Below are 25157 nucleotides of genomic sequence, written 5' to 3' on the forward strand. Positions count from 1 at the left end.
GAGGCTAACGTTTACGCTTTCAGGCGGGTTTTGCACCCTGCAGCGGCGGCGCTTTGTTCTGCGCCGGTTTCACAATCAGCGTCAGCCACACCGAAACCAGCAGGGCCGATCCCATAAAGATGTAGGACGCGGACGGGCTGCCGGTGGCTCCATTAAGATAGCCGACAATCCATGAACCGATAAACGACCCCAGCGCACCCATACTGTTGATCAGCGCCATTGCGCCACCGGCGACATTGCGTGGCAGCATCTCAGGAATAATAGCGAAGAACGGTCCGTAAGGCGCATACATCGCGGCTCCGGCAATCACTAACAGGGTATAGGACATCCAGAAATTGTTCGATCCCACCAGATAAGAGCCGAGGAACGCCAGCGCGCCCACCAGCAGCAGGGGCCAGACGAACAGCTTACGGTTCTGGGTTTTATCCGACGCCCACGAGACCACCACCATCGCAATGGTCGCTGCCAGATAAGGCACCGCAGAGAGCCAGCCCGCCTCTACCATGCCCATCTGCGTGCCGTTACGCAGAATCGACGGCAGCCACAGCACAAAGCCATAGACGCCGATGCTCCAGGCAAAATATTGCAGGCAGAGAATGATCACGTTGCGGTTGCGGAACGCTTCGCTGTAGTTGCGCACCGCTTTAATATTTTCCTGCTCTTTCTGCAGTTCAGCCTGCAATGCCGCTTTCTCGGCATCGCTCATCCAGCGCGCCTGCGCCGGCTTATCCTGCACCAGGAACCACCAGGCGATAGCCCAGACCACCGCCGGAATCCCTTCGAAGATAAACATCTCACGCCAGCCAAACGATTCGATCAGATAGCCTGACACGACCGACATCCACAACACCGTGACCGGATTGCCCAGAATCAGAAAGGTGTTGGCGCGTGAACGTTCCGATTTGGTAAACCAGTTGCTGATGTAGATCAGCATCGCGGGCATCACCGCGGCTTCCACCACGCCCAGAATAAAGCGAATGGCCGCCAGCATCGGAATGTTGCTGACCACGCCGGTCAGTGAGGCACAGCCGCCCCACAGGATCAGGCACCAGAAGATCAGTTTCTTGACGCTGCGCCGTTCGGCGTAAATTGCACCCGGGATCTGGAAAAAGAAGTAACCCAGGAAGAACAGCGCACCCAGCAGCGAGGACATGCCTTTGGTGATGCCGAGATCGTCATTAATCCCGGCAGCAGAAGCGAAGCTAAAATTTGCACGATCGAGATACGCCAGGCTGTAGGTGATAAACACGATGGGCATGATGAACCACCAGCGTTTTGGCGCGATTGTCTGCTTTTTCATCGGGAACTCCTGTGACTGTAGAGGGGCGCGAACTACACGTCGCCCAGTTGCTGACGCGTCGGCAGACCTTCGCTGTCACCAATGACCTGAATCGCCATCGAACCAATTTTGTTGCCGCGACGAATCGCCTGCGGCAGCGACTGACTTTCCAGCAGGGCGCTGATGACGCCAACGGCAAAGCCGTCTCCGGCGCCCACGGTATCCACCACGTTGTCGACTTTGATCGCCTCAACCTGGCCCTGCTCGCCCTGCGCCGTTTTATACCAGGCACCGTCACAACCGGTTTTAATCACGACCGCTTTCACGCCCTTATCGAGATAGAAATCCGCGATCGCTTCTGGCTGACGATAGCCGGTCAGAATCAGCCCCTCTTTTTCGCCCGGCAGTACCCAGTCGGCATACTCCGCCAGTAGATTGAGCTGCTTACGCATCTCCTCTTCGCTGCGCCACAGTACCGGCCGCAGGTTAGGGTCAAACGAGATAGTTTTACCGCGCGCGCGCATCTCTTTGGCCGTGTGCTTCAGCAGCTCCAGCGAACTCTCTGACAGCGCCGCCGCCACACCGCTCAGGTGCAGATGACGCGCCGAACCAAAATAGTCCGCATCAAAATCGTCGACCGACAGATGGCTGGCCGCCGAGCCTTTACGAAAATATTCCACCAGCGGATCAGAGCCGTCATCGACTTTGGACTTGAGCTGAAAACCGGTGGGATAGCGCTTATCGACCGTCACCCGGGCGTGGTCGATACCCTCTTTTTCCAGCTGCTGGCAGATAAACCGGCCAAACGCGTCATCGCCAATACGACTGACCCAGCCCACTTTCAGGCCAAGACGAGCCAGGCCGGTCGCCACATTGAGTTCAGCACCCGCCGCGCGTTTAACAAAGGTCTCTGCTGCGGCCAGGTCGCCGGTTTCACGGGCGATGAACATCGCCATCGCTTCACCGATAGTGACAACATCAAGCGGACCGTTGTGATGCATAGTGTGATGCGTGGTCATCTTTACTCCTTACACGTTACGCAGCAGCGACACGTAGTGGCGTGTCACCGCAGTCAGATCGTCGCCTTCCAGCGGAAATTCAATACCGCGCGGTGCCTGTGCGGGCAACTGTTGCAGCAGTGTGCGCCAGTGGTCATCAGCCTCATCCAGCGCAATCGCGCGGTAGCTATCCTGGTGCGCCACGGCAGCTTTGACATGCACATAGCCCACCTGCGCAGCCAGCTGCTGCGCCGCCTGATCGGCATCCTCACCGGTCCAGCACCAGTTACCCATATCAAAGGTCATGCTGATCGACAGATCCGCTTCCCTGACCGCCGTGAAAAACGCAACTGACGGACCCAGTCGGCCATGTTCAGTCTGGTCGTTTTCCACCGTCAGTTGAAACGGCAGATCCGCCAGCAGCGCCTGCAACGCTTCGCGAGGCAGCGCACCGGTGAACGCTCCCAGCGCCACTTTCAGCCGCTGAGCGTTTAACTGGCGTGCTTCTTCAACGTAGTGGGTTATACGAGGATTGATTTCGCCGCCGTCACAAAACAGCGTATCGGGCACCGAATAGCTGCTGTGCAGCTGATGCTGCGCCACCGCCCGGGCCAGCGCCGGCAGATCGGCCAGCGCCGCGTCATCAAGCAGTTCGCGGCGGATTTCGACCCCGTCAGCGCCCGCCTGCTGGATAATCGGCAGCAGCGCACGCTGACCGCCGAGAGCGGCGATCTGTGCGTGGCCATATGCTGCGGTCACCACGATGATGTCAGGTTTCATGTTCTGCTCCATGGCAGGATTCTGCCCATAACGAATACAAAAACCCTAAATGGAACCGGTTCCAAAGCAAAGCAGCAAACTGTGAAATTATGATCGTGCTCACGAAGTGAGCACGTAAACGGAAGGTTAAATCTGAAATTCAGTTAAGAGGCTGGCTGGAGCCGCGAACGATAAGTTCGCCAGAGAAGACCTGCTCGGCAACCGGTAATCCGCTGCCCTCGATGCGCGCAATCAGCCGTTCCAGCGCACTGAAGCCAATCTGCCAGGTGGGTTGTTTAAGCGTGGTGATACCCACACCGGCCAGCGCCGCCCACTCCAGTTCGTCAAAACCGAGCAGGCCGATATCGCGGCCCCAGTGCAGATTGAGTCGCTGTAGCGATCGCGCTACCTGCAACGTCAGCGCCCCGTTGGCGACCATCACTGCGCAACGTTTTCCGGTGTGACGCTGATGAAAGGCCAGCAGCGCCTGATCCAGCGCAGCGGGCTGATGCAGCGCCACTTCCGTATTCTCATGCTCAACCTGCGGATGCTCCGCCAGTAGCTGGCGGAAGGCCTGCAGGCGCTCACGGCGCGTGTTGACGCTGCCCAGCGGCTCGCTAAGAAACAGCAGCGCATCGTAGCCATTGTCGACCAGATGCCGCGTTGCCGTTTCGGCTGCCTCGGCATTGTTCAGGCCCACCACATCGCAGGGAAAATCGGGGATTTTACGGTCAATCAGCACCATCGGCAGCAGGGATTGTTGCAGATGGTTCAGCACCTCTTCACGCATCCCGACGGCGTTAACCACAATGCCCTCAACCTGATAGCTGCTCAGCAATTGCAGATAGTGCTGCTCCAGATCCACTTCGTTATTGGTGTTACACATCAGCAGCGTGAAACCCTGCTCGCGGCAGGCGGCTTCAATACCGCTCATGACATCAACAGAATAGGGATTGGTGATATCGGCGATAATCAGCCCGATCAGGCGAGTACGTCCGCGCTTCAGGCCGCGCGCCATCTGACTCGGGCGATAGCTGAGATCAGCAATAGCCTGTTCGATCCGCGCTTTCAGACCGGCAGAGAGCAGATGCAGTTCACCATTGAGATAGCGTGAAACGCTGGTTTTACCGGTTCGTGCCGCGTGAGCAACATCGCTGATGGTGGCGCGAGGCGGCCTGATTTTCATGAGATATCCTGCGTAATAAGAAACCAGGCAGAGACTAGCACAAGCAAAGCCCGGCGCAAAAAGCGCTACGCCGGTAATTGCAGCCAGGGTTGCCACAGAGTCTGTAACGTCTCCGGCGGTGCGCCATCAATCAGCTGGATGACCATTTCAGCCACCTGTTCACCGGCCTGATGCGGCGTCGCCTGACGAATGGCGACAATGGGATGATCGAGAATCGCATCTCGCGGCAATCCTTCCCAGCCCGCCAGCAGAATGGCACCCTCGCCCGCTGCACGCCCGGCCAGTTGCAGCGCCAGAGCCGCGCCTTCAGCCAGCGCAGCGCAGTCGGTGATGATCACTTCCGGTGCTGGCCCCTCTGCCAGCCACTCCCGGGTTTGCTGATAGCCGGCGCGACGCGACGGCGCCACCGCCGCCATTGCATAAGGCGTAACCTCCCCCAGCGCCGTCAGATAACCCTGACGCCGGTCACGCACCCGTGTACTGTTTTCATTGCTGCCAAGCCAGGCTATCCGCTGCCGTCCCTGCGCCAGCGACCAGCCCACCGCCAGCTGTGAACCGGCAAGGTGATCAACATCAAACCACGCATAGGTCGATGGCAGATCGCTGCGGCCCAGCGCCAGAAAACGAAAATTGGTCTGGAGCAAAGCATGAAGCCGACTGTCTTCTGGCGTGGTGTGGCCGACGATCAGGGCATCAACTACGCCACTGCGCAGCAGGCGTGTCAGAGTCGACTGACTCTGCTGCTTATCCGCCAGCAACAGCAGGTTAATGTCATAACGGGCAAGGTGATGCTCCAGCGCCAGCAGCATGTCGCTGAAGTCGCTGCCATTCAGGGGAGAGGCACCGATCGGGTAGACGAACCCCACCGCGTTAGCACGGCCGGTTTTCAGACGCCGGGCCGCCGCATTAGGCCGGTAGCCACGCCGCTGCGCTTCTTCTTCGATGCGTTTACGCGTCTCCTGAGCGACATCCTGATAACCGTTGAGGGCGCGACTGACGGTCGTTACGGAAAGACCTAAAACCGCAGCGATGGCTTTAAGAGACATGGGAATGCATCCATTGATCAATTTTTGATCAGACTATCATAAAGCCTCTGCTGGCTCTATTCGCAGAAACATTACTCATACTTTTAACGCGTTGCTTTACAGAAAAAATGTGCCCCCGGGCGGGGGCGACCGCGTTTATCCCAGCGGGCTGAGCGTAATCTCAACACGACGGTTTTGTGCTTTGCCTGCTTCGGTGCTGTTGCTGGCAACCGGGTTATCCGGGCCTGCGCCCTGCGTGCGCAGGCGATCGCTGGCGACACCCTGCACGATCAACGCGCTGACGACGCTTTCAGCACGCTGCTGTGACAGACGCATGTTCAGTGCGCGGGTGCCGGTGCTGTCGGTATAACCCACTACGTTTACCGCGGTTTTTGGATACTCTTTCAGCACCATTGAAACACCCGTCAGGGTGTTCGCGCCGGCAGGTTTCAGATTGCTGCTGCTGGAGTCGAAGGTGACATTGTTTGGCATATTCAGGACGATGTTATCGCCATTACGGGTCACGCTGACGCCCGTACCGCGCATCTTGTCGCGCAGTTTCGCTTCCTGCACATCCATGTAGTAGCCCACGCCACCGCCCAGTGCGGCTCCGCCTGCAGCACCAATCAGCGCACCTTTACGGCGATCTTTCTTCGACGAGGAGAGTACGCCGACACCGGCACCCACTAACGCACCCAGGCCTGCGCCCACACCTGACTTACCCGCCTGAGATTCGCCGGTGTAAGGATTGGTGGTACAACCTGGCAGGGCCAGACTGCCGCTTAGTAACAAGGTGATGGCGATTAATTTCTTCTGCATTTTTGTTCCCTTACATTCGACACACAGGGGAAAACCTTTCCCATAAGTGGCACGATTATGCCGCCTGGTGGCCGGGAATGTAGTGAGGAAAAATCCTGATTTAGCGGGAATTACGCCTTTTGATTGTCAGGATGGCAAAAACAGTTGCTCTGATGGTCGTTTATCAGCCCGCAGGCCTGCATAAAGGAGTAGCAGATTGTGGGGCCGATGAATTTGAAACCACGCTGCTTTAGCGCCTTCGAGAGCGCAATGGCCTGCTCTGAGGTGGTGGGAGCCTGGCTATAGTCGGGATAATGGTGAACGATTTGTACGTTATCGACAAATTGCCAGACGAAGTGGCTGAAATCCTCTCCTTGCGCTTCCATCTGGAGATAAGCACGGGCGTTGGCGATAATTGCCGCGATTTTACCGGCGTGGCGGATAATGCCGCTGTTGAGCATCAGCATGTCGATCTCTGCCGCATCCATCTGTGCAATCGCCTGCGGATCAAACTGGTGAAACGCCGCCCGATAGTTTTCGCGCTTTTTCAGCACGGTTATCCAGGATAACCCCGCCTGCTGTCCTTCCAGACAGAGCATCTCAAACAGCGAACGCTTGTCTCTCTGCGCCACACCCCATTCCCTGTCGTGATAAGCCAGATAGAGGGGATCCTGCGTTACCCAACCACATCGTTGCATCGCTTTGTTCCTTTATAACGAGAATATTTTAGCGGTCCGCTTGATCTTAGAATTAATCGGTTGATAGTTAAACGATCACCGGTTAAATAACAGAGACGGGCCGAAATTTAATTTAAACGCCGGATAATAACTTCAGCCTTGCCTGGAGAAGCGATGTTGCCGAAAAGCGGTTGGAAAGGTCTGCGGATCTGCTGTGCTGTATGGCTGTTAATCTTAACGCAACCGACTTTTGCGCGCGGCGGCATCTCTGCGCCTCAGCATCCCGACTTTCTGCCCGACTACGATACGATTCTGGCGGAGAAGATCGCCCTGACGCCACTCGCCTTCAGCGATGAGAGCCGCGCCCTGTTTGAAGCCGCCATCAACTCTCCCACCGCGTCCCCCATCGCACTCCACAGTGAAACCGGCAGCGTAGGCACTACCCCGCTGGGAAAACGCTATCGGGCTGGGGTTGACCTGCCCATTGCCCCGTCATTTACCACCGGGCCGGTGGCGCAGTATGCCGTTGATCCGCAGCAGATGAACTGTCTGCAATGTGACTACAGCGATCAACAGAGTCGTGAGCAGAGCGCCAGCGTCGGCTGGCGCATCGATTCGCAGCAGGGATGGATATCGCCCTGGGCGCAGCTGAGTTATCACTATCTGCTGGCAGACACGCCGCAGAATCCCCGGCGTGAGGCGACGAACGGCACCGATCAGTCCGAAGGCATCGATCTGAGCATCGGTGCACAAATGCCTCTGAACGATAATCTGGCGGCTTTCGCCGCGTTTTCACAAAGCGAAGCGCTGAATAACCAGGAGCAGCAACTTTACACCTTTGGCTTCAGCGCCAGCTTCTGACCGGGGCATGAAAAGAGAAAGGGAATCGGGCGTTTAAAATATAATGAGTCCGCTAATCATTATACTGGTAACACTATGCGCAACGATTTGACAATTATTGGCCGCGAAATGACGGTCTTCATACTGGCAGCACTCTTTCTCGCTCTGATGATATTGCCCATCTATATTGATGTGGCCTGGATGAATGATGCGCTGCACGAAACCTCTTTTACTGAAACTACCCAGGAAATCATGCTGGCGGTGATTGCCGCCCTGTTCTTTATTGCTGCTCAGCGCCGTCCGGCTCAGCGCGGCGCGCTGACCTTAGTGGCGGGCTTCTATAGCTGTATGCTAATCCGTGAGCTCGACTTTGTGTTTGATGCCATCCAGCATGGCAGCTGGATCTGGTTCGCCCTGGCGGTGACGGCCGGTTGCCTGGCCGTCGCGCTGCGGACGCCGAAAAAAACGCTGCACGCGCTGGCCAGGCTGCTGCAACACCGCAGCTGGCCGGTGATGGCCTCCGGCTTTTTAGTGGTGCTGGTCTTCTCACGACTGTTTGGTATTCATGCGTTGTGGCAGCACCTGATGCTGGGGGATTACAACCGCGTGGTGAAAAACATGGCCGAAGAGGGTACCGAACTGCTGGGTTACGGCCTCTGCTGGCTGGCCTCGGTTCGCTATCTATGGCAGACCCGTCCGGCCGCCGCGGCTGTCAGCGTGCGGGCCACCGAATCTGCACCGGCCCGTCACGCCACTTCTCCGGTCACCTCGCACTGATCCGCACTCTTGCTTTTTAAGCGATCCGCATCATTAAAAAAGGTACAATAAACACTTCTGCGTCGGCGACGGGTTCCCGGCGCAAGGTGTTCGTTAACCTCAGGTCTTTTCATGTCAGCTAAAATCTTAACTTCAACGCTCATTGGCCTGGATGCCTTCCGACAGGATCCGCTGACTGCCCTGCAGCAGGCGGAAAAGGGCACGCTGGCGGTGTTAGATAATTATGCGCCGGTGATGTACGCCATCACACCTAAGCGTCTGGCTGAGCTGCTGGCGCTGGAAACCGCCGCCCGACAGCCGAATGATGTGGCGCTGGATGACAGCCTGTATGACGATTCCCCCGCCGCGATCCATACGCCGGCAGGTAAGTTCGCCATGTATCAGGGCTGGCAGCCGGATGCCGACTTTACGCGCCAGGCCGCGATCTGGGGTATGTCGCTGGGTGAACCGGTGACCCCCAGCGAGCTGGCGGCCTTTGTGGCCTACTGGCAGGCGGAAGGCCGGATGTTCCATCATGTGCAGTGGCAACAGAAACTGGCACGCAGCATTCAGATGAACCGTGCCGCAAACGGCGGGCAACCGAAGCGTGATATCACGCAGTTGCCCGATCCTGACCGTACCATTCCCGATGGTTTCCGAGGTGAATGATGAAAACGCCAAACGATCTCTTTAACCGTCTGAAAAAAATGATGCCCGCAGGCACCCGTCCTAAATTTGCCAATGGCGAAGAGCTGCTGGCGTGGAATCAGGAGCAGGGCCGCCTGCGATCAGAGGCGATTGTGCGTGAGAACCGCGCAATGAAAATGCAGCGCGTAATGGGCCGTTCCGGCATTCGCGAGCTGCATATGAACTGCTCATTTGATAATTACCGGGTGGAGAACGAGGGGCAGCGCAAGGCGCTGGAACTGGCGCGTCAGTATGCCGCTGAATTTGATGGCAGCATCGCCAGTTTTGTCTTTTCAGGCCGTCCCGGCACCGGTAAAAACCATCTGGCCGCCGCGATTGGTAATGACCTTATCCTGCGCGGTAAAAGCGTGCTGATCGTGACGGTTGCCGATCTGATGTCGAGCATGAAGGGCACCTTCAGCGGCAGCAGTGGCATTACCGAAGAGCGGCTGATTCAGGATCTCAGCAGTGTTGATCTGCTGGTGATTGATGAGATCGGTATGCAGAGCGAATCGCGCTACGAAAAAGTGATTATTAACCAGATTGTCGATCGCCGATCCTCCTCGAAACGACCGACCGGCATGTTATCCAACCTCGACCATGCGGGCATGAATACGCTGCTGGGCGAGCGTGTCATGGACCGTATGCGCCTCGGTAACAGCCTGTGGGTGCGCTTCGACTGGGAAAGCTATCGTAGTCGGGTACGCGGCGACGAATATTAAACAGTAACCCGGCAGCGCCGGGTCACTGCGCTCATCGGGCCTGAAGCCCCTCGTCACAACGACGAGCAACACCGCTTTTGTCCTTCCGCCCATGCCGGCGCAGCCGGACACGCTGAGTCAGGATCATCCCGACGCCCGGCCACTGGTGCAGCAGAAAACCCGGTATTAATCCCACGATCTGATCGCGGTCACGATCTTAGCCACAGGCGATCGGGTTGTGTGAAACCGCCCGCAAAAGTGTGGGATGTGGAATACGTATGGGCTGATACACTCAATTCTTACTCCTCTGTTGAGTGAACCCGTAATGAAAACGAACGGCAAAGGCCCTGCACTACTGCGACTGAATAACCAGAAACGGGTGATGACTCAGCTGCGTAAGCTGCGCGTGACGTCGCGTCAGGATCTGGCGGAGACGCTGACACTCAGCAAAAACACCGTATCCTTAATCATTGATGACCTGCTGGAGCAGGGCCTGATAGAGGAGCTGGGGCCGGTCAGCGTGGCGGCGGCCGGACGGCCTAAAATCGGGATTACCCTGCGGCCGGAAAAGCTCAAGAGCGCAGGCATCATGGTGGAACGCAACGTCATCCACTGGCGGGTCTGCGACTATTTTTCACAGGTGCTGGCTGAAAAGACGCTGCGCACCGATACCAGTAACCCGACCCGACTGCTGGCTGAGCTGGCGATGCTGTGCCGGGAACTGGTGAAAAGCTATCCTGATTTGCTCGGCATTGGCCTGGGTTTTCCCGGGATCGTCGATCCCCGGCGCGGCTGGATGCATATTTCATTGCCCCTCGAATGGCAGGATGTTGACCTGCTGGGCGCGCTGAGTAAGCACGTCAGTCTCCCCATCCGCATTATGAATAATGTCAAAGCCGCTGCGCTGCTGGCGGTACAGCAGCGTGGATTATCTGTGGAGAGCGGTCACTTTTATCTGCGTATTTCCGAGGGAATTGGCGGCGCACTGGTACAGCATGGCGAAGTATTTACCGGGCACAGCTGGACGGCGGGCGAGGCTGGACATCTGGTTGTCCAGCCCGACGGCCCGCGTTGCAGCTGTGGCCGCCGCGGTTGCCTGGAAGCGCTGGTCAGCCAGCCTGCGGTTAAACAGCAGCTGGCGCAGCGTCAGCCTGGCCTGAGCTGGCAGAACCGCGACAGCGCGCCGCGCGTGGTGGATGAGGTGATGGCGCAGGCGGGTGGCTATCTGGGTGCGGCGCTGAGTCAGATTATGCTGCTGCTCAATCCCGCCACCATCATCATTGATTGTCCGTGGAACGCCAGTGAAGTCTTCTGCAAGGCGGTGCGCACTACCGCACACGGCAACGCGCTGGCCTTTACCGCCGCACATACCCTGCTGCACTTTCCTGAGCAGCGGATCGATCCGGCCAACGGGCTGGCGCTGGCGGTGCTGGAGCAGAGGGAACAGCGGATGATCTAGTGGCTCAAGCCGCCCCGATTCATCCGGTATCCATCCACCTCAGACTGAACGCTTCCTGCTACAACACATTCTCCCCAAAATGCTGGCGATACTCTTTTGGCGTGGTGTCATAGCTTTTGCGGAAGACCGAATAGAAGTATTGCAGCGAAGGATAGCCGCACATCTGCGAGATCTCATTGATGTTGAGTGATGAAGAGGCCAGCAGCTCGCGCGCTTTTTCCAGTTTTTCACGGTGGATCATCGCATGGAGGGTGTCGCCGGTCTCATCCCGAAAGCGTTTTTCCAGATTAGAGCGCGACAGCCCGACGGCATCCAGCACCTGCTCCACTTTAATCCCCTTACAGGCGTTGAAGCGGATGTAGTGCATCGCCTGAATCACCGCCGGATCGCGCAGCGAGCGGAAGTCGGTAGAGCGCCGGGCGATGACTTTCACCGGCGGCACCAGGATGCGCTGAAGCGGTAAGGGTTGCTTATCCAGCAGCCGATGCAGCAGTTTGGCCGCCTGATAGCCCATCTGCCGTGAGCCCTGCGCCACGGACGAGAGCGCCACGCGTGACAGATAGCGGGTCAGCTCCTCATTATCAATCCCGATCACCGTAAGCTTCTCCGGCACCGGTATTTTCAGATGCTCGCACGCCTGCAGCAGGTGTCGCGCCCGTGAATCCGTGACGGCGATAATGCCGGTTTGCGGCGGCAGCGTCTGCAGCCAGTCGGCGAGACGGTTCTGGGCGTGCTGCCAGTTTTCCGGCGCGGTTTCCATGCCCTGATAGACCACGCCCTGATAGCGCTCACGTCCCACCAGCTGGCGAAACGCCTGTTCACGTTCCTGTGCCCAGCGCTTGCCGCTGGAGGCCGGTAAACCATAGAAGGCAAAGCGGTTGATGCCCTTCTCTTTCAGATGCAGAAAGGCTTTTTCCACCAGCGCGGCGTTGTCAGTCGCGATATAGTGCACCGGCGGATAATCCTCCTGCCGGTGATAAGAGCCGCCAACGCCGACAATCGGCACGGAGACATTGGACAGCAGGGTTTCGATGGAGCGATCGTCGTAATCGGCGATCACCCCATCGCCCAGCCACTCCCGGATGTTGTCGATGCGGCAGCGAAAATCTTCTTCGATGAAGATATCCCAGTCAGTCTGCGACGCCTGCAGATACTCACCGACGCCCTCCACAACCTGACGGTCATACACTTTGTTGGCGTTAAACAGCAGGGTAATGCGATAGCGTTTCTCATGCATGATGGCGCGTTCCCTTAAATCCTCAGCGCATTGCATAACACGGCTGAAAGGGGCAAAAAAATTGTTTGCGCCACAATGTGATCGCCCGCGCGATTACACCCGACGCCGCGTTGCCGTATCCATCCACACCGCCAGCAGCAGAATCGCGCCTTTAACGATGTACTGCCAGAAAGTCGGCACATCCATCATGCTCATGCCGTTATCCAGCGAGGCCATAATAAACGCCCCCATGACTGCACCCGCCACCGAACCCACGCCGCCCGCCAGGCTGGTGCCGCCGATGACACAGGCGGCGATAGCGTCGAGTTCCGCAATGTTACCCGCCGACGGCGAGCCTGCGCCCAGTCGTGAACTGAGGATCAGCCCGGCAATCGCCACCATCACACCGTTGATGGCAAACACCGCCAGCTTGGTACGTGCCACGTTAATGCCAGACAGGCGCGCAGCATCAATGTTGCCGCCGATGGCGTAGATACGACGGCCAAACGCGGTGCGGGTTGCCATAAACATGCCCGCCAGCAACAGCACGGCCAGCAGTAACACTGGCGTCGGCACGCCGCGATAGTCGTTGAGCAACCAGATGGCACCCAGCACTAAGATGGCGGTGATCGCCTGACGCCCGACAGTGCCGCTGGCTGCGCCCTGCGCCAGTCCGAGCTGCTGACGACGCAGCCGCAGCCGCCACTGCCACAACGTAAACAGCGCCAGACCAGCAACGCCAAAGCCGAAACCGACGCCGCCCGGCAGATAACTCTGACCAATCTGCGACATGCCCGGCGTGATCGGCGCAACCGTAGTGCCATCAGTAATCCCGACCAGAATACCGCGGAAAGCCAGCATCCCCGCCAGCGTCACGATAAACGAAGGCACTTTACGGTAGGCCACCCACCAGCCATTCCACGTGCCAAGCAGTAATCCCATCACCAGCGTTACCACGATGGTCAGCGGCAGAGGCCAGCCGAGCCAGACGTCGAATATCGCCGCCGCGCCACCCAGCAACCCCATCATGGAGCCCACTGACAGGTCGATCTCCGCCGAGATAATCACAAACACCATACCCACGGCCAGAATGCCGGTGATGGCGGTCTGGCGCAGCAGGTTGGAGACGTTACGCGCGCTGAGCCACGAGCCGTCTGTGGTCCAGGTAAAGAACAATGCAATCAGCACAATTGCGCCCAGCATCACCAGAACCTGCAGATTGGGCAGTGTGAACCTGCCCGGTGACGGTTTGCCCGGCGTGCCGGCGAGGCGGCTTTGGGTACTTTCACTTTTAAGCATAATGTTCACTCCGCAGGGCAGCTTCCATCACCTGCTCCTGAGTCAGGTTATCGTTAATCAAATCGGCTTTGATCTGCCCTTCATGCATCACCAGCACCCGATCGCTCAGGCCCAGCACTTCCGGCAGCTCAGAGGAAATCACAATCACCGCGATACCCTGCTGAACCAGCGCATTGATCAGCAGGTAGATCTCCTGACGTGCGCCCACATCAATGCCGCGCGTCGGTTCATCGAGGATCAGGATTTTTGGATTGAGCAGCAGACATTTCGCCAGAATCGCTTTCTGCTGGTTGCCGCCGCTCAAACGACCAATCGGCAGTTCTGAGGAGGAGGTTTTCACCCGCAGGCGGGTGATCGCGTCGTTGATCGCCTGCTGCTCCTGCGCTTCATCCAGCGTTGAGAGTCGGTGGCTGAACTGGTCCAGCGCCGCCAGGGTAATATTTTTGCCCACCGCCATCAGCGGCACGATGCCATCTTTTTTACGATCTTCCGGCACCATAGCGATGCCGTGCGCAATGGCGACGCGGCAATCGGTGATGTTGACCGGTTTGCCATTGATCCAGATATCGCCCTGCCAGCGCCCCGGCCAGACGCCAAACAGACACTGCACCGTTTCAGTCCTGCCCGCGCCCACCAGCCCGGCGATGCCGAGGATTTCACCGCGTCTGAGCGTGAATGAGACATTGTTAACGCGGCGAATGTGGCGGTTGATCGGATGCCAGGCGGTGAGGTTTTCAACTTTCAGTATCACGTCGCCAATCTGATGCGGCGCGTGGGGATAGAGCGCGGTCAGCTCACGCCCCACCATCATGGTGATGATGTCATCTTCGCTCAGGCCCGCTGCCGGACGGGTAGCAATATGCTGACCGTCACGAATCACGCAGATGGTGTCGGAGATCGCCTTAACCTCATTCAGCTTGTGCGAGATGTAGATGCAGGCGATGCCGTGTTCACGCAGATTACGGATGATGCCGAGCAGCACGTCCGTTTCCTGCTCCGTCAGGGAAGAGGTCGGCTCATCCAGAATCAGCAGCCGGACCTGTTTGTTAAGGGCGCGGGCAATCTCCACCAGTTGCTGCTGCCCAAGGCCTAACTCACCGACCCGGGTGGCGGGAGAGACGTTCAGCCCGACCCGCGCCAGCAGTTGCTGGCAGCGCAGGGTCATGGTTTCATCATCCACCATGCCGAAACGGCTCAGTTCGGCACCGAGAAAGATGTTCTCCATCACCGTCAGTTGCCGCACCAGCGCCAGCTCCTGATGAATAATCACAATGCCTTTACGCTCGGTATCGCGAATGGTCTGCGCCTGAATGTCGTCGCCAGAGAAGTGAATCTGCCCTTCAAAATCACCGTGCGGATAGAGTCCGCACAGGATTTTCATCAGCGTCGATTTGCCCGATCCATTCTCACCACACAGCGACATCACTTCGCCCGCCTCAAGTTGCAGGCTGACATCATTCAGCGCCTTCACGGCACCGAAACGTTTGGTGATATTTTTCATTTCCAGCAGCATCGACTGTTCTCCCTCACGCTATGCGCAGTCAGAGTTCGCTCTGTTTGTGGAAACCGTCTTTCACCACGGTGCTTTCAATATTGTCTTTGTTGACCGGAATCGGCTTCAGCAGCCGTGACGGAACCTCTTTCAGACTATTGTTCAGCGTGCTGTTGCTGGCAGGTGTTTTGCCCTCGCCCAGCTCGACGGCAATTTTCGCCGCTTCGGTGGCGAGCTCAGTGATCGGTTTGTAAACCGTCATGGTCTGGGTGCCCGCTTTGATACGCTTAATGGCTGCCAGATCGGCATCCTGACCGGAGATCGCCACTTTTCCTGCCAGCCCCTGCGCGCTCAGAGCCTGAATCGCGCCGCCTGCGGTGGCATCGTTAGAGGCCACCACCGCATCAATATGATTGCCGTTGGCGGTCAGGGCATTTTCCATAATTTTCAGGGCATTTTCCGGCAGCCAGGCATCGACCCACTGGTCGCCAACAATTTTAATGCTGCCGTTATCAATATAGGGTTTTAACACCTTCATCTGTCCGGCACGGAACAGGCGTGCGTTATTATCCACAGGCGATCCGCCCATTAAAAAATAGTTACCCTTAGGCACCTGTTTCACAATGCTTTCGGCCTGCAACTCGCCCACTTTTTCATTATCGAAAGAGATATAAAAGTCGATATCGGCGTTATTTATCATTCGGTCATAGGCCAGCACTTTAATGCCTTCCCGTTTCGCTTCAGCGACAACGTTACTCAATACCTGACCGTTGTAGGGAATAATCACCAGCACATCGACACCGCGATTAATCATATTTTCAATCTGCGACATCTGTGTCTCTTCGTTGCCGTTGGCTGACTGAACAAACACCTTAGCGCCCAGCGTCTCAGCCTGTTTTACGAAAATATCGCGGTCTTTCTGCCAGCGCTCGAGTCGCAAATCGTCAATCGCCATGCCGATCTTCACTTCTTTTGCCACGCTGGTCTGGCTGAACAGCGCCAGCGCCGCACAGGCGGCGAGCAGTGCATGTTTCATCTTCATTGTGATCATCCTGTAGGTTGAGGCTATTGTCGTTTCAGGCCTATAAACCAGGCGGATGAATTGTTGCCCTTATTTTCCTGTTACAGCAATTACTGATTTTTATCCGGCTATTACGTTTTTTGGTTTATTTCATTTTTTATGAGCGCGATCGAGGTTTCATCTTTTTCGGACAAGAGAGCGATAATGATAAACCACCCCGTAAATAACATTATTTTGCGAGCCAGCGCACAAATAATAATTATCTGACACCCGTAGTGAAATATCGTAATTGAGATGAGACAGCAGCCAATATCAAATATTGCTTCAACGCAGGCCATCCGGGTACTGATGCTAAGGAGCAAACCATGCACGCTTATTTCGATCAGATCGATCGGGTTCGTTATGAAGGCACCCAGTCGACTCATCCTCTCGCTTTCCGCCACTACAATCCCGATGAGGTGATCGTCGGCAAGACCATGGCGGAGCATCTGCGCTTTGCCGCCTGTTACTGGCACACCTTCTGCTGGAATGGCGCGGATATGTTTGGTGTCGGCGCTTTTGATCGTCCGTGGCAGAAAAGCGGAGATGCACTGCAGCAGGCAAAACTGAAAGCGGATGTGGCCTTTGAATTTTTCCACAAGCTGAATGTGCCGTGGTACTGCTTCCATGATGTTGATGTCTCTCCAGAAGGCGATTCGCTACACAGCTACAAAGAGAATTTTGCCGTCATGACCGATAAACTGCTGGAGAAACAGCAGGAGACCGGCGTGAAACTGCTGTGGGGCACGGCCAACTGCTTTACCCATCCGCGCTACGGAGCCGGGGCTGCCACCAATCCCGATCCTGAAGTCTTTGCCTGGGCAGCGACGCAGGTCTGCAGCGCCATGCAGGCGACCAAAACCCTGGGCGGCGAAAACTATGTGCTGTGGGGCGGACGCGAAGGGTACGAAACTCTGCTGAATACCGATCTGCGCCAGGAGCGCGAGCAGATTGGCCGCTTTATGCAGATGGTGGTCGAGCATAAACACAAAATTGGCTTCCAGGGAACGCTGCTGATCGAACCGAAACCGCAGGAGCCGACCAAACATCAGTATGACTATGATGTCGCGACGGTTTATGGCTTCCTGAAACAGTTCGGACTGGAGAAAGAGATCAAGGTTAACGTTGAGGCGAACCACGCCACGCTGGCGGGTCACTCTTTCCATCATGAAATTGCGACGGCCATTGCGCTGGGCATTTTTGGTTCAGTGGATGCCAACCGCGGCGATCCGCAGTGCGGCTGGGATACCGATCAGTTCCCGGTCAGCGTGGAAGAGAATGCGCTGGTGATGTACGAAATTCTCAAGGCGGGCGGCTTTACCACTGGCGGCTTAAACTTTGATGCCAAAGTGCGTCGTCAGAGCACTGATAAATACGATCTCTTCTACGGTCATATTGGCGCGATGGATACCATGGCGCTGGCGCTGAAAGTCGCCGCTCGCATGATCAGCGATGGTGAACTCGATAAGCGTGTGGCACAGCGCTACAGCGGCTGGAATGGTGAGTTCGGCCAGCAAATTTTGAAAGGTGAGTTTTCACTGGAGGCGCTGGCGGCGCATGCTCAGCAGCAGCAGCTCAATCCGCAGCATCAGAGCGGACGTCAGGAGCAGCTGGAAAATCTGGTGAATCACTACCTGTTTGATTTCTAACCCTTCAGGAGCAGAGCATGTTTATCGGGATCGATTTAGGCACCTCTGGCGTCAAAGTGGTGCTGATGGATGCACAAGGCAACGTGGTGGCGACGGAAACAGCGCCGCTGCAGGTTTCGCGTCCGCAGCCATTGTGGAGCGAGCAGGATCCCGAAAGCTGGTGGCAGGCGCTGGATTTGGCCATGCAGGCGCTGAGCGCGCAGCAGGATCTGCGCGCGGTGCAGGCCATCGGGCTGAGCGGACAGATGCATGGTGCAACGCTGCTCGGCAGTGCAAACCAGGTATTACGACCGGCCATGCTCTGGAATGATGGGCGCAGCGAGGCGCAGTGCCGGGAGCTGGAACAGAAAGTGCCGGATTCGCGGGCGATCACCGGCAACCTGATGATGCCCGGCTTCACGGCTCCCAAGCTGTTGTGGGTTCAGCAACATGAACCGGCAATATTCAGTCAGATTGCTCACGTGCTGTTGCCCAAAGATTACCTGCGCTGGCGATTAAGTGGCGACTTCGCCACTGATATGTCAGATGCCGCAGGCACAATGTGGCTGGATGTGGCGCGGCGTGACTGGAGCGATGCGATGCTGCGCGCCTGCGACCTCAGCCGCGATCAGATGCCACAACTCTATGAGGGCAATGCCCTGACCGGCACCCTACATGCTGAACTTGCCGCGCGCTGGAAGATGAACGCTGTACCGCTGGCGGCGGGTGGTGGCGACAATGCTGCGGGTGCGGTTGGTGTCGGCATGACTGAACCGGGCCAGGGCATGCTGTCGCTGGGTACGTCGGGCGTCTATTTCGTGGTGAGCGACGGCTATCTCAGCAATCCGCAGCGCGCTGTGCATAGCTTCTGTCATGCGTTACCCCAGCGCTGGCATCTGATGTCGGTGATGCTCAGCGCAGCTTCCTGTCTGGACTGGGCAGAGACGCTGACCGGTTGCAGAGATGTTCCTGAGCTGCTGGCTGAAGCTGAACGTGCGCGCGCTGACGTGCCCGGGCTGTGGTTTCTGCCCTATCTTTCCGGTGAGCGCACACCGCACAATAACCCGAATGCCCGGGGTGCTTTCTTTGGTTTTACCCACCAGCATGGCCGTCCCGAGCTGGCCAGAGCGGTGCTGGAAGGCGTAGGGTTTGCGCTGGCGGAGGGCATGGACGCGCTGCACGACTGTGGCGTTCAGCCAAAGAGCATTATGTTGATCGGCGGCGGCGCACGCAGTGCACTGTGGCGTCAGATACTGGCGGACATCAGTGGCCAGACGCTGGATTACTGCCATGGCGGGGAGGTTGGCCCGGCGCTGGGAGCCGCCAGGCTGGCACAGCAGGCGCTGGATGCAGAGGTCACCGTGCCGACACCGGTTCTGGTGCAGCGACACCAGCCGGATCCAGCCCGGGTAGCGCACTACCAGCCGCGTCGGGAGACCTTTGCAACGCTGTATCAACAGCTCCTGCCGCTGATGAAGTAAACAAGTCCGGACGCTCTGCCTGATAACAGGCTTCGCGTCCGGTTCTCCCTACTTAACCTGGTGGGGCAGACTTTCAGAGACAGGCATATTCTTTATTTCACCTGCAGGCAGAATAATAAAAAAGTTCCTTTTTCTCTAAGATATCTTTAATATTTTAAGATTATTCATGCAGGACAAAATGCGTCAGGCAACAAACATTGACTTACTTTAAAATATCTGTGCAGCCTGAATTTAAAAATGGATTTTTTACTATCTCACAAGCCCGTTAATTAGCAATTAATGCTGGCACACTTACGCTTTATTTATTTAATGTTTACTTATTTTTTGATTGCGCTATAAATAAGCCACTCCACTTCAGGAGATAACGTAAATAAGGATATAACAATGAAAGAATTAAATAACAGCGAAATCGAAATGGTGAGCGGCGCGGGTCTGACCGAGTTTCTGGCTGGCCTGAATAAGGCGATTGGTCATGTTAACACTGCACTGACAGACACCACTACAGCGCTTGAGGCTTCCACCAGCACCGGTCAGACCATCGGACTGAGCCATAAGCAATTTGGCCTGAGCATCGCCTCTGGTCATATGACAGGTCTGTATAACTTTCTGTCTTCATTTAACACAGCAGCATAATAGATAAATTATCACCATTATCTGATTGGTAACACTGATAATTAAGGTTGTTATAAGCTAACTATAACAACCTGATTTATTATTTAACACTATTCCATCCCTGGTCGATTTTTCCCGGTTTAAATACCCTTAAAACGCAAAACACGCCTCTCCTGTATCACTTAACAGTAGCGTTCAGCAAAACTACTCGTCTACTTTTATCGCGTTAAAGCATAACGCTTTCAGGTTAAATTTATGCCAGGATTTTATCTGTCACATAAAGTCAGGCGTTCAGGTGATGAAAACGCTAATAGCAGAAGTGTCACTGATCCATAATTGCTGGGATCACGAGTATCCCAGCATCACTCTCACGGCAGCATCAGCCAATCGCGCCCAGCGTATCTTCCTGACCCTGTTTCTTCGGCAGCAGGAACAGCGTCGCCGCAATATCCAGCAGATAAATCAGCGCCAGCAGGGTAATTGCCGCCGTAAACGAGAACTGGCTCGCCAGCAGACCAATCACCACCGGGCCGAAGCCGCCCACACCGCGGCCAAGGTTGAACAGGACGTTTTGCGCGGTGGCACGCACCTGCGGCGGGAAGGTATCGGAAATCAGCGCACCATAGCCGCCAATCATGCCGTTAACAAACATCCCCATGATCGCGCCGGTAAATAACATGATGTTCGGGTCGCGCAGCTGAGCATAAACCACCACCATCACTACTGCGCCAAACTGATAGAGCAGGAAGATTTTCCAGCGTGCGAAGCGGTCGGCCAGTACGCCAAACAGCCAGATGCCAAAGGTCATCCCGACCACGGTCACCGCGGTCCAGAGGCCCGACTTCGTCAGGCTGAAGCCAAAGCTGGAGGAGAGGTAACTCGGCATCCAGATCATCAGCCCGTAGTAACCAAAGTTCTGTACTGAACAGAGGATAAAAATGCCCAGGCTGGCTTTGGCGGTGGCGCGATCGCGCACCAGCAGTTTCAGGCGCGCCGGAAAAGAGAGTGACGGCACATGTTTAACCTGCCGTTGATACGCCTCCGGTTCACCCATGCCGCGACGAATGGCAAACGAGACCAGCGCAGGCAACAAGCCGACCAGAAACATGCCGCGCCAGCCGATGATAGTCAGCAGCGGCGGTGTGATAAAGGCCGCCATCAGCACCCCGAGTTGCCAGCCGATGCCGACCCACGCTGATGCGCGGTTGCGCTTCTCAGCAGGCCAGGCTTCGGCAATCAGCGCCATACCGATACCAAATTCGCCACCCAGACCGACACCCGCCAGCGTTCGCCAGGCGAGCAGATCCCAGTAGCCCTGCGCCACCGCGCACAGCCCGGTAAAGACCGAGAAGACCAGAATCGTGACGGTGAGCATGCGGATGCGGCCATAGCGATCGCTGAGATGACCAAACACAATGCCACCGATAACCGCGCCAATCAGCGTCCAGGTCACCAGCGATCCCGCCTGCGATGGATTGAGCGCCAGCGAAACACTGATAGCCGGCAGCATAAAGCCGAGTATCAGCAGGTCAAATCCATCCATGGCATAACCGCTGACCGCAGCCAGCATCGCTTTGCCTGGCGTTACGCCGGGCTTAGATTGGGGAGAAGGGGACATTGTTGCGCACCTCATAATGAAAAGTGCCGCAATTATAGAGAGAGTTCAGGATGTGACCAATTGAAAAGGCTTATCCCTGCGCCGATCAGGCGCAGGAAGAAGATTTATCAGGAAGGTCTGTTGCTGCCGTCATCGCCCGACAGTAATTCATCGAGCCGGTCACCGCCAACGTGACGGAAATCCTGACCTTTGACGAAATAGAAGATGATTTCGCAGATGTTCTGGCAACGATCGCCGATACGCTCAATGGCGCGGGCACAGAACAGCGCCGTCAGCACGCTGGGAATGGTGCGCGGATCTTCCATCATGTAGGTCATCAGCTGACGCACAATGCCTTCGTACTCTTTATCCACCTTTTTATCTTCACGGTAGATAGTGATCGCTTCATTGAGATCCATGCGTGCAAAAGCGTCCAGCACATCATGCAGCATCTGCACGGTGTGACGACCCAGTGACTCAAGGCTGACCAGCAGCGGCAAATGCTGCTGACCAAACTTCTCCAGCGCCGTGCGGCTGATCTTCTCCGCCACGTCGCCAATGCGCTCCAGCTCAGAAATGGTTTTGATAATCGCCATCACCAGTCGCAAATCGATCGCGGTTGGCTGACGTTTGGCGATGATGCGCACGCAGGCTTCATCAATCTCCACTTCCATCATATTGACCTTCTGGTCGCCGTCGATCACCCGCTGCGCCAGTTCGCCATCCAGATTATGCATGGCGGTAATCGCATCGGTCAGCTGCTGCTCGACCATACCGCCCATAATCATCACCTGGGTACGGATATGCTCCAACTCGGCATTGAACTGACCGGAGATGTGCTTATTCAGATTAAGATTATCCATGTCGATCTCCTGTCAGATCAGCCGTAGCGGCCAGTTATATAATCTTCGGTTTGCTTCTGGGCGGGTTTAGTGAACAGCGTGTCGGTATCGCTGAACTCAATCAGTTCGCCCAGATACATGAAAGCCGTATGGTCAGAGCAGCGTGCAGCCTGTTGCATGTTGTGCGTCACGATCACCACGGTGTAATCCTGTTTCAGCTCGGTGATCAGCTCCTCAATACGGCCGGTGGAGATAGGATCAAGCGCAGAGCAGGGCTCATCCAGCAATAAGACTTCCGGGCGAATCGCGATACCGCGGGCAATGCACAGACGCTGCTGCTGGCCGCCGGAGAGACTGTAACCGCTCTGATGCAGCTTGTCTTTGGTTTCATTCCACAGCGCCGCCTTGGTCAGTGCCCACTGTACGCGCGCATCCATATCGGCACGCGACAGCTTTTCAAACAGGCGAACGCCGAAGGCGATGTTGTCATAGATCGACATCGGGAACGGCGTAGGCTTCTGAAACACCATGCCGACCCGGGCGCGCAGCAGCGCGATATCCTGCTGAGTCGCCAGAATATTTTCGCCATCCAGCAGAATGTCCCCTTCAGCCCGCTGGTCAGGATAGAGCGAGTACATTTTGTTGAAGGTCCGCAGCAGGGTCGACTTACCACAGCCCGATGGCCCGATAAACGCGGTCACCTGATTCTTAGCGATATCCAGATTGATGTTCTTCAGCGCATGATATTTGCCGTAATAGAAGTTCAGATTACGGACCTGAATTTTATCGGCTGATGCTGTCGCGATACTCATAATTCATCTCTCTTATACGGCGCCGCACAGGGCCGCGCCGGAAATTAACCGTGTTTACCTTTGGCGAAAATCACCCGCGCCACGATGTTCAGCACCAGCACGCACAGGGTAATAATCAGCACGCCCGCCCAGGCCAGGCTCTGCCATTCTGCGAACGGGCTCATGGCGAACTTAAAGATGGTGACCGGCAGGTTCGCCAGCGGCTGCATCATGTCGGTGCTCCAGAACTGGTTCGACAGCGCCGTGAACAGCAGCGGTGCCGTTTCACCTGCAATGCGGGCAATCGCCAGCAGCACACCCGTGATGATGCCGGAGACCGACGCTTTCAGGGTGATAGACGCGATCATCTTCCACTTGGGCGTACCCAGCGCGTAAGCCGCTTCACGCATGCTGTCTGGCACCAGTCGCATCATATTTTCGGTGGTACGAATCACAATCGGCACCTGCAGCAGCGCCAGCGCAATCACCCCGGCCCAGCCGGAGAAGTGCTGCATCTGCGACACCACAAGGGTGTAGACGAACAGGCCGACCACAATCGAGGGTGCCGAAAGCAGAATGTCGTTAATAAAGCGGATCACTTCTGCCAGTGGCGACTTTCGCCCATATTCCGCCAGATAGATACCCGCCATGATGCCCAGCGGTGTGCCGAAGAAGGTAGACCAGAAAATCAGTAATCCGCTGCCCGCCAGGGCGTTAGCCAGCCCGCCGCCCGCAGTATTGGGTGGCGGCGTTGATTCGGTGAACAGTGACCAGGAGAGCCCATCCACGCCGCGCGATACGGTGGTGAACAGGATCCACACCAGCCAGAACAGGCCAAAAGCCATGGTCAGCAGCGACAGCGTCAGCGCAATTTTATTTTTAGTGCTGCGCCAGGACTGCATTTTGCGGCGTGATGCGTCCAGTTCGGCGCGCGCCTGAATTTCAATTGTGGTCATGAGCGCGCTCCTTCACTTTTCGCCAGCCGCATAATCATCAGCTTTGAAATCGCCAGCACGATAAAGGTAATCACAAACAGGATCAGTCCCAGCTCCATCAGCGCGGCGACGTGCACGCCCGATTCGGCTTCAGCGAACTCGTTGGCCAGCGCCGAGGTGATGCTGTTACCCGGCATAAACAGCGACGGGCTGTCGAGCTGGTAGGTGTTGCCGATAATAAAAGTCACCGCCATGGTTTCACCCAGCGCACGACCCAGTCCGAGCATCACACCGCCAATCACGCCATTTTTGGTAAAGGGCAGTACGATGCGCCAGATCACTTCCCAGGTGGTGCAGCCGATGCCGTAGGCTGACTCTTTCATCATCACCGGGGTCTGCTCAAAGACGTCGCGCATGACCGAGGCGATATAAGGGATGATCATGATCGCCAGAATCACACCCGCCGCGAGGATGCCGATACCGAAAGCGGGGCCGGAGAAAAGCTCGCCGACAATCGGAATGCCCGATAGCACGTCATTGACCGGTGTCTGGAAGTATTCGGCAAACAGCGGCGCGAAAACAAACAGGCCCCACATGCCATAAACAATACTGGGAATGGCCGCCAGCAGCTCAATGGCGGTGCCCAGCGGGCGACGCAGCCAGCCTGGCGCGAGTTCGGTCAGGAACAGCGCAATACCAAAACTCACCGGTACTGCGATAATCAGGGCAATAATGGAGGTCACAAGGGTGCCGTAGATCGGTACCAGTGCACCAAATTGTTCGTTGGGCGCATCCCAGGTTTTGGTCCACAAAAAGGCGAAACCAAACTTCTGGATGCTGGGCCACGAGGAGATGATCAGGGAGACAATAATGCCGCCCATCAGTAACAGGACAATCAGCGCAGCCAGCCTGACCAGCGCGCCAAAAATTCTGTCACCTTGTTTGCCTGGGGCTTTGAATGCCGGCTTCGTTGCAGCCATAGAAGTCTCAGTCTTCAGAAGTTATCAGGACGGCATGACGCCGCCCGTTGAGTCTGACC

General features: G+C 56.5%; 24 protein-coding genes. 8 read left to right on the forward strand and 16 right to left on the reverse strand.

Translation table 11 applies throughout. From position 1 onward, the window contains the following. Positions 1–19: 19 nt before the first annotated feature. From FOV68_RS18040 to FOV68_RS18070, 7 genes are all read right to left on the reverse strand, one after another. Complete coding sequence (locus FOV68_RS18040; RefSeq protein ID WP_010258909.1) at positions 20–1300, reverse strand: MFS transporter; 1281 nt, start codon at positions 1298–1300, stop codon at positions 20–22. 32 nt (positions 1301–1332) lie between these two features. Further along, on the reverse strand, positions 1333–2298 hold the full coding sequence (locus FOV68_RS18045; RefSeq protein ID WP_143991303.1) for a sugar kinase: 966 nt from the start codon (positions 2296–2298) through the stop codon (positions 1333–1335). Between the two features lie 9 nt (positions 2299–2307). Continuing rightward, a complete protein-coding gene (locus FOV68_RS18050) occupies positions 2308–3057 on the reverse strand; it encodes a sugar phosphate isomerase/epimerase (protein ID WP_143991304.1) in 750 nt (249 codons plus the stop codon). 139 nt (positions 3058–3196) lie between these two features. Further along, positions 3197–4222 carry a LacI family DNA-binding transcriptional regulator gene (locus FOV68_RS18055; RefSeq protein ID WP_031591015.1) on the reverse strand — a complete coding sequence of 342 codons (1026 nt, stop codon included), beginning with the start codon at positions 4220–4222 and terminating at the stop codon, positions 3197–3199. 65 nt (positions 4223–4287) lie between these two features. Next, positions 4288–5268 carry a LacI family DNA-binding transcriptional regulator gene (locus FOV68_RS18060; protein ID WP_143991305.1) on the reverse strand — a complete coding sequence of 327 codons (981 nt, stop codon included), beginning with the start codon at positions 5266–5268 and terminating at the stop codon, positions 4288–4290. Between the two features lie 135 nt (positions 5269–5403). Beyond that, positions 5404–6066, reverse strand: coding sequence for an OmpA family lipoprotein (locus FOV68_RS18065; protein WP_143991306.1), 663 nt, complete (start codon positions 6064–6066; stop codon positions 5404–5406). Between the two features lie 110 nt (positions 6067–6176). Beyond that, entirely contained in the window at positions 6177–6743 is a 567-nt protein-coding gene (locus FOV68_RS18070) for a DNA-3-methyladenine glycosylase I (RefSeq protein ID WP_143991307.1), read from the reverse strand. A 153-nt stretch (positions 6744–6896) separates the two neighbouring features. Here FOV68_RS18070 and FOV68_RS18075 point away from each other — a divergent pair, with 153 nt between their 5' ends. The 5 genes from FOV68_RS18075 to FOV68_RS18095 all read left to right on the forward strand — a co-directional run bounded on the left by FOV68_RS18075 (position 6897) and on the right by FOV68_RS18095 (position 11165). Next, a complete protein-coding gene (locus FOV68_RS18075; protein ID WP_039390357.1) occupies positions 6897–7583 on the forward strand; it encodes an autotransporter in 687 nt (228 codons plus the stop codon). Between the two features lie 75 nt (positions 7584–7658). Next, the gene (locus FOV68_RS18080; protein WP_031591008.1) at positions 7659–8339 is read left to right on the forward strand and encodes a hypothetical protein; all 681 of its coding nucleotides are present in this window, start codon (positions 7659–7661) and stop codon (positions 8337–8339) included. Between the two features lie 111 nt (positions 8340–8450). After that, on the forward strand, positions 8451–8987 hold the full coding sequence (gene dnaT / locus FOV68_RS18085) for a primosomal protein DnaT (protein WP_143991308.1): 537 nt from the start codon (positions 8451–8453) through the stop codon (positions 8985–8987). After that, complete coding sequence (gene dnaC, locus FOV68_RS18090; protein ID WP_010258898.1) at positions 8987–9727, forward strand: DNA replication protein DnaC; 741 nt, start codon at positions 8987–8989, stop codon at positions 9725–9727. The genes dnaT and dnaC overlap by 1 nt, the downstream gene beginning before the upstream one ends. A 304-nt stretch (positions 9728–10031) precedes the next feature. After that, positions 10032–11165 carry an ROK family protein gene (locus FOV68_RS18095; RefSeq protein ID WP_069025552.1) on the forward strand — a complete coding sequence of 378 codons (1134 nt, stop codon included), beginning with the start codon at positions 10032–10034 and terminating at the stop codon, positions 11163–11165. A 58-nt stretch (positions 11166–11223) separates the two neighbouring features. On the opposite strand, the gene xylR is transcribed toward FOV68_RS18095, so the two are convergent. From xylR to xylF, 4 genes are all read right to left on the reverse strand, one after another. Continuing rightward, complete coding sequence (xylR, locus tag FOV68_RS18100) at positions 11224–12402, reverse strand: D-xylose utilization transcriptional activator XylR (RefSeq protein ID WP_010258893.1); 1179 nt, start codon at positions 12400–12402, stop codon at positions 11224–11226. 93 nt (positions 12403–12495) lie between these two features. Further along, a complete protein-coding gene (xylH, locus tag FOV68_RS18105) occupies positions 12496–13680 on the reverse strand; it encodes a xylose ABC transporter permease XylH (protein ID WP_039390349.1) in 1185 nt (394 codons plus the stop codon). Further along, on the reverse strand, positions 13673–15193 hold the full coding sequence (locus tag FOV68_RS18110; RefSeq protein ID WP_143991309.1) for a xylose ABC transporter ATP-binding protein: 1521 nt from the start codon (positions 15191–15193) through the stop codon (positions 13673–13675). The genes xylH and FOV68_RS18110 overlap by 8 nt, the downstream gene beginning before the upstream one ends. Positions 15194–15221: 28 nt before the next feature. Continuing rightward, complete coding sequence (gene xylF / locus FOV68_RS18115; RefSeq protein WP_143991310.1) at positions 15222–16214, reverse strand: D-xylose ABC transporter substrate-binding protein; 993 nt, start codon at positions 16212–16214, stop codon at positions 15222–15224. A 344-nt stretch (positions 16215–16558) separates the two neighbouring features. On the opposite strand from xylF, the gene xylA reads away from it, so the two are divergent. The 3 genes from xylA to FOV68_RS18135 all read left to right on the forward strand — a co-directional run bounded on the left by xylA (position 16559) and on the right by FOV68_RS18135 (position 19974). Continuing rightward, on the forward strand, positions 16559–17881 hold the full coding sequence (xylA, locus tag FOV68_RS18125; protein ID WP_143991311.1) for a xylose isomerase: 1323 nt from the start codon (positions 16559–16561) through the stop codon (positions 17879–17881). 17 nt (positions 17882–17898) lie between these two features. Next, positions 17899–19341 (forward strand): xylulokinase, encoded by a 1443-nt coding sequence (xylB, locus tag FOV68_RS18130; RefSeq protein WP_143991312.1) that lies wholly within the window; start codon positions 17899–17901, stop codon positions 19339–19341. Between the two features lie 384 nt (positions 19342–19725). Further along, positions 19726–19974 carry a hypothetical protein gene (locus FOV68_RS18135; RefSeq protein ID WP_039390344.1) on the forward strand — a complete coding sequence of 83 codons (249 nt, stop codon included), beginning with the start codon at positions 19726–19728 and terminating at the stop codon, positions 19972–19974. A 358-nt stretch (positions 19975–20332) separates the two neighbouring features. Here FOV68_RS18135 and FOV68_RS18140 read toward each other — a convergent pair whose 3' ends face one another. The 5 genes from FOV68_RS18140 to pstC all read right to left on the reverse strand — a co-directional run bounded on the left by FOV68_RS18140 (position 20333) and on the right by pstC (position 25098). Beyond that, on the reverse strand, positions 20333–21571 hold the full coding sequence (locus FOV68_RS18140) for an MFS transporter (protein WP_010258883.1): 1239 nt from the start codon (positions 21569–21571) through the stop codon (positions 20333–20335). Between the two features lie 107 nt (positions 21572–21678). Further along, complete coding sequence (gene phoU / locus FOV68_RS18145; protein WP_009088225.1) at positions 21679–22413, reverse strand: phosphate signaling complex protein PhoU; 735 nt, start codon at positions 22411–22413, stop codon at positions 21679–21681. Positions 22414–22430: 17 nt separating this feature from the next. Then, positions 22431–23204, reverse strand: a complete 774-nt coding sequence (gene pstB / locus FOV68_RS18150; RefSeq protein WP_010258879.1) for a phosphate ABC transporter ATP-binding protein PstB — start codon at positions 23202–23204, stop codon at positions 22431–22433. Positions 23205–23248: 44 nt separating this feature from the next. Beyond that, positions 23249–24139: a phosphate ABC transporter permease PstA gene (pstA, locus tag FOV68_RS18155; RefSeq protein WP_010258878.1), complete on the reverse strand. Its 891-nt coding sequence runs from the start codon at positions 24137–24139 to the stop codon at positions 23249–23251. Further along, complete coding sequence (gene pstC, locus FOV68_RS18160) at positions 24136–25098, reverse strand: phosphate ABC transporter permease PstC (protein WP_022624789.1); 963 nt, start codon at positions 25096–25098, stop codon at positions 24136–24138. The genes pstA and pstC overlap by 4 nt, the downstream gene beginning before the upstream one ends. Positions 25099–25157 lie beyond the last annotated feature (59 nt).

The organism is Pantoea sp. paga (genome assembly GCF_007558755.1).
In the GTDB taxonomy this organism is placed as follows: domain Bacteria; phylum Pseudomonadota; class Gammaproteobacteria; order Enterobacterales; family Enterobacteriaceae; genus Pantoea; species Pantoea agglomerans.